Genomic DNA, 10507 nt, shown 5'->3' on the forward strand with positions numbered 1-10507 from the left:
CATTAGCCTTTTTTTCTACCACTCGCCTAGCGAGTGGTTTTCTGGATACAATAAAGCGGTCCGAAAGGGCCGCTTTTACTTTTTATATATCCGTTATAATAGATTGTTTATGAGTTCTGCTGCCGAATCAATGACCGGTACTCCGCATTGTAAAAGGCTTTCCTTTGACTGATGACCGCCGGCAATCAGGACGCAGTCAGCTTCCAACACTTCTGCGGTTTCGATATCGTGCGTAGTGTCACCCAACATCAGGACCTTTCGCGGTTTGATACGTTCTTTCCATCCCCGGGCGAGTTCGAGCTTGCTGTGTGCCAGATTGTTGTCAAGGCCGAGAATCTCGTTAAAATAATCCGTAATGCCGAATGAGGCGATTTGGCGTTTCATGATCTCCACCTCGCTCATCGAGATAATGGTCTGCGTCAGACCGAGAATTTTAAAATGTTCAACCGCTTCCCGTACGCCGCTTTTAATCGGCGAAAACCCGCTGAAAAAGGTGTATTCCTTCATCCATTCATTGGCGACATCTTCATAGCACTCCGTGTTGAAATCATAACCGAGATTTTCATAATATTTTTTGATCGGAAAACAAAACACCTCGTAATATTGCCGCAAGGTTTTAAATTCCGGCATTCCGCGGCGGCGCAGCAAGACGTTTTCGCTCATGATGCCCGCCCAGAGATCATCCAAAATCGTGCCGTTAAAATCCCAGACGATATGTGAATAGTTCATGATTTCGAATCCTTTCAAAGGGTTTATATACGCAGAGAGACCGCGCAGCATCAAGCCCGCGATCTCTCAGATATACTTGAACAGGTACTTAAACACCGAGATCCTGGACGTAATACCAGTTGTCGTTCATCATGGTGAAGACCTTTTCACCGTTATTGCCGAAATAATCTCTGGCCGCTTCCAAACCACCGAGCGGTTTGCTGACGTAGACCAGAATCATATTATAACCGATCTCATTGGTCTCTTCAATGAAACTGACCGTATACAGATCATTGGCCGTGTCACGTCTGTAAAGAATAATCTGGGCAATTGAGGTTCTGAAAGTCTTTTTGATCGCGAAAGTCGATTTGGAATCGAAGTAATCCTTATAATCATTATAACTCGAGACATCGCTTTCGGTTCCGCCCGGCCCCATTACGTCGATTTGATTGCCCGTTCCGTAATTGATTGCTGCTGTATTCGTATAAGCTGCAATCTGTATGGAACCATCCGCGTCAGCTTTTGCGGCGAAGGCATCCACAATCCCCTGACAAAAGTCGGGCGTGTTTTTATACAGATCATAAGTCTGCATACGATTCGCAAATGTGATAAAGCTGATTGCGGCAATGATCAATATCACCAACAACACACCGCTGAAAATGAGCCACCCGAGTTTACGTTTTTTTGTTTTCGAGGCGATGGGTTTGAGGGTTCTGGGGTCAATCGGCACGCGCGGCATGTACAATTCCTCCTACATTTTCAAAGATATATTTCGGGCTGTAAGCAAATGTATGAATCATCTCGCGCTGGGTCACACCGGACAATACCAAAACCGTGTCGATTTCCGACTCGATGCCGGCGATGATGTCGGTATCCATCCGGTCGCCGATGATTGCCGTCTCGTCGTTGCCGCAGCCGAGCAGTTTCAGACCTGTCCGCATCATCAGCGGATTCGGCTTGCCCACAAAATAGGCCTGTTTTCCGGTGGCGAGTTCAATCGGAGAGATCAGCGCACGAGTCGCGGGGATAATGCCGCCCTCGGACGGTCCTGTAAGATCCGAGTTGGTGCCGATCAGCTTTGCCCCGTTTTGAATATACCGCACAGCTCGGATGATGCTCTCATAATTATAATTTCGCGTCTCGCCGACGACCACATAATCAGGGTTGACGTCGTTGATGGTGATGCCCTGATCATAAAGGGCATTGATTAATCCCGCCTCGCCGATGGCATAAGCCGTGCAGCCGGGCGCCTGAGACGCAATAAAACTTGCTGTAGCAAGCGCTGAGGTGTAAAAGTGTTCCTGACCCACGTCGAGACCCATCCGCTGGAGCTTTTGGCGAAGTTCCAAAGGAGACCGCTCACTGCTGTTGGTCAGAAAGAGAAATCTTTTATCGTTACGGTTCAGCCAGTCAATAAAATCCGACACCCCTTCTAAAATCCGGTTGCCGTGATAGATGACACCGTCCATATCGCATATAAAACCTTTTTTATCGTGCAAATTAAACTCCACAATACACCTCCGTCATGTTCCGGATTTTTCCGGTGGATTCCTTAAAATCGAACCGATGTGAATTATAGCATTTTATGGTGAAAACTTCAAGTGGATTTTGAGCTTTGGGGTAAAGGATGATATAATGGGCGTAGGAGGCGATGGATTTGAAGCAGCTTCACAACATTCCGCCGCTATATGACATGGATTCCGAAATTTTAATATTAGGCAGCTTTCCCTCAGTCAAATCAAGGGAGCAGCAGTTTTTCTACGGCCATCCGCAAAATCGGTTCTGGAAAGTCGTCTCAGCCGTTTTTCACTGCGAAACACCTATGACGATCCCGGAGAAAAAAGATTTTTTGTATGCGAACAGAATCGCACTGTGGGATGTGATTGCCTCCTGTGAAATCGAAGGCTCGTCCGACAGCAGTATTCAAAACGTCATCCCAAATGATATCGGCACGATTTTAATAAACAGTAATGTCAAAAAGATTTTCACCAACGGCAGCGCGTCAAGTGAATTATATAAAAAGTTAATTTATCCAAAAACGAGTATCGGGAGCATAAAGCTTCCCTCTACAAGTCCCGCAAATGCCGCATGGTCGCTCGATAAATTGATCGACGCTTGGCAGATAATCAATTTTCAAATTCAATCATAATCTCTTGTTCCAAAGCCATTTCGATCTCACACGAATAGACAGCCGATAGGATTATGCCCTGATCGGTGACGGTCTTTTGAATATCGCGGGCCGTGATCTTGGCGCCTGCCAAATCCTCGGTTTCAAACAGCGCCAATTCACTCATTCCATAAGCCAGCGCCTGTTCTTCGGTCAAGGTGTATTCGCTTTCGATTACCTCCCGAAATGTGATTTTGCGTATGTAAATGGGGAATTCCGCGCCAAACACCGTCAGCCGTTTCACTGTTTCGCTTCTGTCATAGGTCAGATCGGGTTTTGAGAAATACAGCGGGATTTTCAAGCTCAGTATACCGAATTCATACCGTATTTTTTCGTCGTCGGAAATCTCGATTTTTGTCTGTGAATAACCGATCGTCACCTGTTTTTCAATTCTTGCCGCGCCGATGACGCTGGCTCTGGCATGGGTATAGCGTACCGCCCCTTCCCGATCTTCCAAAACGCCGGAGACCAGCAGCTGACCGTTCACAACAGCATCCCCCGTTTGAATTTCCGGTTTTCCGTCATACACATACATACGGATAACCTGCCCCGTATAAGCCGAAACTACGTTGCAGGGGCGGTTTTGAGGCAGCATATCCGGCGGATAAACACGCTCACGCAGTTCGACATACAACGTCGTTCCCTTGACGTTTAATGCAATCCATGCAATTTCTGAATTCTCCAGATACAAACGGCTGACCGCAGTATTGGGATCGAAGCCGTTTTTCTGCATACCGGTCACAATGCCGCAGCGTTCCAGTGTATAAAGTATTTCATCTTCATTCAGGCGTTCGTTTCCGCTGATATCGATGGTCCAAATGAACTGCGACATCACAAAAAACAAGGCAAAAAATAAAATTGCTCCCACTGCAAACCCAACCCTGAGTTTATAACGCCTGACGATCTCAAAAAGACCGTGTCGAGCGACGATTTTTATTTTGACATGGGTCATTCGGCGATACTTGCGCAGCTTTTTAAAAGCAGAACGCCGCACACAAACACGAATCGCTTCCCCGTCTTGCGTAATGCCCCATAACTTTACACCCGCATTTGTGCAGAGCGTAAGAAACCGTTCGAAAAAGCCGCCTCTGATCTCAATTTCGAGATATCCGAGGATAAAACGCAGCAACTTTAACATTTATTTGCCCCTAGAAATGCAATATTCGTGATCTTTCCGCTGACCACCACCGAATTTTTGTTCATACTGCTGATGCTGAGCGCCTCTCCCGAAAAACGAACGGAGCTCTTTCCTGTGGAAAGCCGTATTGCTTCACGGCTGTATTCCAAAACGCCAAGGCATCCTTCAACCAGCGCGAGAGTCCTGCCGCTGACACTGATCTGAACACTGTCTTTGCTCATTGCCGAGGTAAGGATTCCTGTTTTCTCTTCCATTTTCATACCGTCTCACCCTGTTCATTTTATTTTCTAAAAGACCAAAAAATACCGTCCGGGCATTGTATGAACGCCCAAAATATGATATAATAATCGCAGAAAACGTCGTTGGGAGGAGTTTTTCATCGAACGTGTTTTTACAATGGACCATTATGAGGGCGTGTCGACGCTCTGTGGTGAAATGGACCGCAATTTACAGGCCGTACAGTCCGGTTTCGGCGTCGTGATCATCAACCGAGGCGGTGAACTCAAAATCTCCGGTGAACAAAAGGCCGTCGATCATGCTTTTGACGTCTTTTCAGCGCTGTCTAAAATGATCTCAAAAGGACAGGCGGTCACCGACCAAACGGTTGATTACTGCATCAGCACCACGGCAGCCGGAAAAGCGGATCAACTCACCGAACTGTCCGACGACAAAACCATCATCATCACCCCGCGCGGAAAACCGGTGCGTCCCAAGACCGCCGGACAAAAAAAATATATTGAACTGATTAAAAACAACACCATCGTGCTGAGCGTCGGTCCTGCCGGCACCGGCAAGACCTATCTGGCCGTGGCTATGGCGGTCGCCGCTTTCGCCAAAAACGAGGTCTCCCGTATTGTACTGACCCGCCCGGCGGTTGAGGCCGGAGAGAAACTCGGGTTTTTGCCCGGCGATCTCCAGCAAAAGATTGATCCGTATCTTCGCCCGCTTTATGACGCGCTGTATGATATGCTCGGCATGGAATCATGCGCCAAATATATTGAACGCGGCAGCATTGAAATTGCGCCGTTGGCCTATATGCGCGGCCGGACCCTTGACGACTCCTTTATCATTCTTGACGAGGCCCAGAACACCACCCGTGAACAGATGAAAATGTTTCTGACCCGCCTCGGCTTTAATTCCAAGGCCATCATCACGGGCGATATCACACAAATTGACCTTCCAAACCGTAAAAGCAGCGGCCTTTTGCAAGCCGTACGGCTGCTGCGCAACATTGACGGCATCGCGTCGGCGCGGTTTGACGAGAGCGACGTGGTTCGCCACAGAATTGTCAAGGAGATCATCAAAGCATACCAAAACGAAGAGAAACAATAACTCCCCCTCGGAAAGGAAGGTCCCCACATGCGAAAGAGTGTCATCGTCACCATTTATAACAGCCATCCGACTTTTCGGGCGGATAATGAGCTGCGCGCATTGCTGCGTGATTGCTGCTGTGCAATAGCCGCCGGCGAAAAAGAAGGCATGCTTTTTGAAGTCAATCTCACCTTCCTCGATGACACTTCCATCCGGGGCGTCAATTTTAAATTTCGCAACATCGATAATTCAACCGATGTGCTCTCCTTCCCCATGTCCGACGGCAAAACTTTTGACACCAACCCGGAAACGGGGCGTCTGATGCTCGGCGATATTTTAATTTCTGCCGATCACGCTTTTATGCAAGCCAAAGAGTTCGGACACAGCGTACAGCGTGAGTTTGCCTATCTGACCGTACATGCAATGCTGCACCTGTTCGGATACGATCATATGACCGAAGAGGACAAGCGTATCATGCGCGAAAAGGAAGAGGCCATTTTGCAAAATCTTGGACTGACGAGGTAAGAGAATGGATGAACAAAATCAAACCAAATTTGCCTTTGCCTGCATTACCGGTGCGCCGAATGTGGGCAAGTCATCTATTTTAAATAAAATTCTCGGGCAAAAAGTGGCGATTGTCACACCGAAACCTCAGACGACCCGTACGACGATTTTAGGCATCCACACCGAGGGCAATACTCAAATCGCATTTACTGACACACCGGGGCTGCTGCTGCCCAAGGATGCGCTCTCGCGCAACATGGTTAAAAGTATCCAAAATGCCGCTTCGGGCAGCGATATCGTCATCCTCGTGGCCGAAGCCGGAAAAAAGCCCAAACCCGCCGAGCTCTCAGTCATCGAAAACTTAAACAAGCAAAAACTCCCTGCAATTCTTGTCATTAACAAAATTGACCTTTTAAAGCAAAAAGAACGAATGATTCCGCAAATGGATGCTTTTTCGAAGCTATATACATTCAATGAAATACTTCCCGTGAGCGCCGTGTCCGGCGACGGGGTAAAGGACATCCTCAGTGCGGTTTCCAAACTGGCGAAACCCGGGCCGTTCATGTACGATTCCGACGAGCTGACCGACCAGCCGGAACGAGTCATCTGCGCCGAATATATCCGCGAGCAAATCTTAAATTACATGCAGCAGGAAATTCCGCACGGCGTCGCGGTTGTCATCGAGCGCTTTGAAGAAACCTCGGAGGGCATTGACGCCGACGCCAACATCTACTGTGAACGCGACAGCCACAAGGGTATGCTGATCGGCAAGAACGGACAGATGCTCAAACAAATCCGAAAATCCGCACAGAGTGCGCTGAAAGACTTCTTCGGCGTTCCCGTCTCGCTGGAACTTTGGGTAAAAGTCAAGCCCGACTGGCGGGAGAATGAAGCGCTGATTAAAAACTTCGGTCTCAATTTCGAAGGGTAAAAACTGCACCCGGACTTTATTAGAAATAAAACTCATTCGCACAAAACTTCTTCCGGGTGAGAAAGGAAATCCACTGCAATGAAACGGACCGTCGGCGCAATCGTTCTGACCACCGAAAACCGCAGGGAATCCGATCGGCTGATCCGACTTTTATGCGAGGACGGTCAGCTTCTGCGCGTCTATGCCGCCGGTGCACGAAATCCTCGAAATAAGCTCTGTGCCGCGACCGAACCGTTCGTGCTTTCGAAAATGGAGTTATTTTCTTCCTCCGGTGGATATACTTTAGACGATGCCGAGATTACGGAACAGTTTTTTGCGCTGCGGATGTCGTTGAAAAGCTACTGCTTAGCCGGTTACATTGCACAACTGATTCTGACTATATTTTCAGGCGAAACCGATCCGTCGCTGTATGCGCTGTTCGGAAATATGCTGTTTTTGCTTGCGGGTAAAAAGCGCGATATCCGGCTTTTGAAGGCTGTAATGGAGCTCCGGATTGCGGCTTTAGCAGGCTGGAAACCTGAGATTGAACGCTGTGTCTGCTGCAGCGATCCCGAGATCAGTGCGTTTTCCGTCGCGGACGGCGGCGGTTACTGCGAAAAATGTGCGGCAGCCCACACGGGTGCTGTTGCGATCAGTTCTCCGATTTTAAAAGCAATTACAGCTTCAATCGGTGACGATACAAAGGGACTGTTTTCTTTTACACTCACGGGCGAGGCGGCAGAGGGCTTTTCCCGACTTGCGGAATATTACATCCGATATTACATCGATGCGAAACTCCCCGCGTTGGATTATTACAACTCCCTTTTGGAGTTTGAGGAGAGTATCAATGACATACAACAGACAAAAACAGAGCCGGATTCTTGAATTTGACAAGATCACCGCGATGCTCGCTGAAAAGTGTTCCAGCGCCGAAGCCAGAGAAACGGCGCTTTCCCTGCTGCCCTGCGGCGATTACGAAACCGGTAAAATGATGATTCTGCAAACAAAAGACGCCTACGAGATGTCACTCAAACTCGGGGCGCCTTCTTTTTACGGGCTCTCCATGCGTGCGGATCTGCTCAGGCGGGCTGCGGCAGGCGGTTCGCTCTCGATTCGCGAATTATTGTTAATTTCCGCCTCCATGCGCGTGGTACGCACACTGATCACCTACCGGCGCAACTGCGGCGAAGAGGAAACCGTTTTAGACCGGCTTTTCTCTTCTCTGACGGGGCATAAGGACATCGAGGATCGGATTGAGAATTCCATTGCCAACGAGGAGACGCTTTCAGACAGCGCAAGCCCAACCTTAGCCAACATCCGCAGGAAGATGCGCGCCGCACAGGACAGCGCCCGTACCCGGCTGAACGGCATTATCACCTCTTCGGGCAATTCGAAATATCTGCAGGAGCAAGTCATTATGATGAGGGACGGCAGATTTGTCGTGCCGGTTAAGGTTGAGTGCCGTTCCAACATCCCCGGACTGGTACATGGTGTCTCTGCCAGCGGTGCAACGCTGTTTGTCGAACCTGCTTCAGTCGTCGAGGCCAACAATGAGGTTCGGATTTTAGAGAGCAAAGAACAGATTGAGATTGAGCGAATTTTAGCCGAGCTCTCGTCGTTATGCGGGGACTGCGCGGACGATTTGATTCAAAGCTGTGAGGCCGCCGTCAAGCTGGAAGTAATCTTTGCCAAATCGGAACTCGGCATTGCCATGAACGGCTATCTGCCCGACTACGGCGACGACGGGATTATTGATATTAAAAAAGCAAGACATCCTTTAATTGATAAAAAACAAGTTGTGCCGGTCGATGTACGTCTCGGTGATGATTTTGACACACTGGTCATCACCGGCCCGAACACCGGCGGCAAGACGGTCGTGCTCAAAACAGTGGGACTTTTCTGTATGATGGCGAGCTGCGGTATGATGCTTCCGGCCGCCGAACACAGCCGCGTCAGCTGGTTCGATAAAATTTTAGCCGACATCGGCGACGAGCAGAGCATTGAGCAGTCGCTTTCCACATTTTCCGCGCACACGACGAATATCGTTTCAATACTGGAACAGGCGACTCACGAGAGTCTGGTGCTGCTCGATGAACTCGGCGCGGGTACCGACCCCGCCGAAGGTGCGGCACTGGCCGTCTCGATTCTCGAAGACCTGCGTAAAAAGGGCGCGAAAATCGTCGCAACAACCCACTACGCCGAATTAAAACAATATGCCATCACCAATCCCGGCGTCACCAACGGCTGCTGCGAATTCGACGTGGCAACCCTGAAGCCGACTTATAAACTGCTGATCGGCGTACCGGGCAGTTCCAACGCATTTGCCATCTCCACCCGGCTGGGCGTCGGTGATTCAATCATCGAACGCGCCAAAGAGGTCATGGATAAAAAGACCCTCGAACTCGATAAAGTGATGCGCCAACTCGAAAGTGAACGCCAAAAACTCGAGAATGACAGCGAGGAAATGAGCCGCCTTCGCCGTGAAGCCGAAGTCGAAAAGCAAAACCACGACCGCGCACTGAAAAAAGCGCAGTCCGATTTTGATAAAGAAATTGAACGCCAGCGTGCAGATCAGCTGCGCATCATCCAATCGCTGCGCTTTGAATACGACCGTTTAATGAAAGAAATTGAGGCCATCCGAAAAGAGGATAAGAGCAAACCCGACGAAATGGCCCGCCGTGCTAAAGCAGAGATTGCCGGGCAGATTAAAAAAATGGAACAGGTGGCCGATCCGGTTCAAAAACCACGATATGAAGAGAATTATACCCTGCCCCGCCCGCTTGTCGTCGGCGACCTTGTCTATCTGCCCGACTTTGACAAGAACGGCACTGTTATCGAAATCGGCGAAGGAAAAGGCAAACTCACGGTCGATATCGGCATGGGCAAGGTCAAGGTGGCAAAATCCCGCGTCCGCCTGGCCGATAAAAAGGCAGCCAAGAAGAAAGATGACGGCCATGTGAGTTTCTCCGGCATCTCAAGAGCTGACCGTGCGGTGGAAACCAGCGTAATGATCCGGCATATGGAACTGGTGGAGGCCATGCCGGTCGTTGAACAGTTCCTCGACGACGCGGTGATCAACCATCTTTCCACCGTCACGATTATTCACGGAAAAGGCACCGGCACACTGCGGCGTGCGGCACATGCGTTATTGAAGGACCATCCGAACGTCAAGAGTTTCCGGCTCGGGAAATACGGAGAGGGGGAAGACGGCGTGACCGTCGTCGAACTGAAATGAGCAGATTCGTCGTCACCGGCGCAACCGGACACATCGGCAATAATGTCGCAAGAATGCTCTGCGGCGAACATAAAGACATCGTTTTAGTCGTGCGCCGCACCGATGATGAGGCCATCGCCGACCTCAATACCAAACTCGCGGTCGGCAATTTCAGCGACCCCGATTTTCTCGATCGGCTGCTGACAAGCGACGACATCGTCATCCACTGTGCGGGCATGATCGCAATCACCGATGAAAACGCCGACGAAGTTATGCGGGTGAATTACGAGGGAACGAAAACCCTTGCCGATATCTGCGTAAAAAAACGGATTAAAAAATTCGTCTACATAAGCAGTGTTGATGCGATTTATAAACCGGATACCTGTTCCCCGATCTCCGAACCGAGTGCGTTTTTCCCCGACAAGCTTGACGGTATTTACGGCAAATCCAAGGCGATGGCGACCGAATATGTACTCAAGCTCGCAAAAAAGAATGAACTCAATGTCTCTGTGGTCTATCCCACCGCGGTCATCGGGCCATACGACTACAAGGTCT

General features: G+C 49.6%; 12 protein-coding genes. 7 read left to right on the forward strand and 5 right to left on the reverse strand.

Annotation, left to right across the window (positions count from 1 at the left end):
* Nucleotides 1–93 precede the first annotated feature (93 nt).
* The 3 genes from PK629_12430 to PK629_12440 form a co-directional block, all read right to left on the reverse strand.
* A complete protein-coding gene (locus tag PK629_12430; GenBank protein HOP12285.1) occupies nt 94–729 on the reverse strand; it encodes an HAD hydrolase-like protein in 636 nt (211 codons plus the stop codon).
* An 88-nt stretch (nt 730–817) separates the two neighbouring features.
* Entirely contained in the window at nt 818–1447 is a 630-nt protein-coding gene (locus tag PK629_12435; protein ID HOP12286.1) for a hypothetical protein, read from the reverse strand.
* Nucleotides 1428–2219 (reverse strand): HAD-IIA family hydrolase, encoded by a 792-nt coding sequence (locus tag PK629_12440; GenBank protein ID HOP12287.1) that lies wholly within the window; start codon nt 2217–2219, stop codon nt 1428–1430. The genes PK629_12435 and PK629_12440 overlap by 20 nt, the downstream gene beginning before the upstream one ends.
* Nucleotides 2220–2359: 140 nt before the next feature.
* Here PK629_12440 and PK629_12445 point away from each other — a divergent pair, with 140 nt between their 5' ends.
* A complete protein-coding gene (locus tag PK629_12445; protein HOP12288.1) occupies nt 2360–2857 on the forward strand; it encodes a DNA-deoxyinosine glycosylase in 498 nt (165 codons plus the stop codon).
* Here PK629_12445 and PK629_12450 read toward each other — a convergent pair.
* Both PK629_12450 and PK629_12455 read right to left on the reverse strand, forming a co-directional pair.
* Nucleotides 2835–4013 carry a sporulation protein YqfD gene (locus PK629_12450; GenBank protein HOP12289.1) on the reverse strand — a complete coding sequence of 393 codons (1179 nt, stop codon included), beginning with the start codon at nt 4011–4013 and terminating at the stop codon, nt 2835–2837. The genes PK629_12445 and PK629_12450 overlap by 23 nt on opposite strands.
* Nucleotides 4007–4267, reverse strand: coding sequence for a YabP/YqfC family sporulation protein (locus PK629_12455; protein ID HOP12290.1), 261 nt, complete (start codon nt 4265–4267; stop codon nt 4007–4009). Before PK629_12455 ends, PK629_12450 begins: the two co-directional genes overlap by 7 nt.
* A gap of 142 nt (nt 4268–4409) precedes the next feature.
* On the opposite strand from PK629_12455, the gene PK629_12460 reads away from it, so the two are divergent.
* The 6 genes from PK629_12460 to PK629_12485 all read left to right on the forward strand — a co-directional run.
* A complete protein-coding gene (locus PK629_12460; GenBank protein HOP12291.1) occupies nt 4410–5345 on the forward strand; it encodes a PhoH family protein in 936 nt (311 codons plus the stop codon).
* A gap of 27 nt (nt 5346–5372) precedes the next feature.
* Nucleotides 5373–5849, forward strand: coding sequence for an rRNA maturation RNase YbeY (gene ybeY / locus PK629_12465; protein HOP12292.1), 477 nt, complete (start codon nt 5373–5375; stop codon nt 5847–5849).
* Nucleotides 5850–5853: 4 nt separating this feature from the next.
* The gene (gene era / locus PK629_12470; protein HOP12293.1) at nt 5854–6759 is read left to right on the forward strand and encodes a GTPase Era; all 906 of its coding nucleotides are present in this window, start codon (nt 5854–5856) and stop codon (nt 6757–6759) included.
* A gap of 78 nt (nt 6760–6837) precedes the next feature.
* The gene (recO, locus tag PK629_12475; protein ID HOP12294.1) at nt 6838–7623 is read left to right on the forward strand and encodes a DNA repair protein RecO; all 786 of its coding nucleotides are present in this window, start codon (nt 6838–6840) and stop codon (nt 7621–7623) included.
* Nucleotides 7586–9973, forward strand: coding sequence for an endonuclease MutS2 (locus tag PK629_12480; protein HOP12295.1), 2388 nt, complete (start codon nt 7586–7588; stop codon nt 9971–9973). The genes recO and PK629_12480 overlap by 38 nt, the downstream gene beginning before the upstream one ends.
* On the forward strand, nt 9970–10507 hold a 538-nt coding region (locus PK629_12485), incomplete at its 3' end, for an NAD-dependent epimerase/dehydratase family protein (protein ID HOP12296.1). The genes PK629_12480 and PK629_12485, both read left to right, overlap by 4 nt.

Source organism: Oscillospiraceae bacterium, assembly GCA_035380125.1.
In the GTDB taxonomy this organism is placed as follows: Bacteria; Bacillota; Clostridia; order Oscillospirales; family JAKOTC01; genus DAOPZJ01.

Coding starts and splice junctions, on each gene's coding strand:
- PK629_12430 (HOP12285.1), bottom strand. CDS start 729: ATGAACTATTCACATATCGTCTGGGATTTTAACGGCACGATTTTGGAT.
- PK629_12445 (HOP12288.1), top strand. CDS start 2,360: ATGGATTTGAAGCAGCTTCACAACATTCCGCCGCTATATGACATGGAT.
- PK629_12435 (HOP12286.1), bottom strand. CDS start 1,447: ATGCCGCGCGTGCCGATTGACCCCAGAACCCTCAAACCCATCGCCTCG.
- PK629_12450 (HOP12289.1), bottom strand. CDS start 4,013: ATGTTAAAGTTGCTGCGTTTTATCCTCGGATATCTCGAAATTGAGATC.
- ybeY (HOP12292.1), top strand. CDS start 5,373: ATGCGAAAGAGTGTCATCGTCACCATTTATAACAGCCATCCGACTTTT.
- PK629_12455 (HOP12290.1), bottom strand. CDS start 4,267: ATGGAAGAGAAAACAGGAATCCTTACCTCGGCAATGAGCAAAGACAGT.
- era (HOP12293.1), top strand. CDS start 5,854: ATGGATGAACAAAATCAAACCAAATTTGCCTTTGCCTGCATTACCGGT.
- recO (HOP12294.1), top strand. CDS start 6,838: ATGAAACGGACCGTCGGCGCAATCGTTCTGACCACCGAAAACCGCAGG.
- PK629_12480 (HOP12295.1), top strand. CDS start 7,586: ATGACATACAACAGACAAAAACAGAGCCGGATTCTTGAATTTGACAAG.
- PK629_12460 (HOP12291.1), top strand. CDS start 4,410: ATGGACCATTATGAGGGCGTGTCGACGCTCTGTGGTGAAATGGACCGC.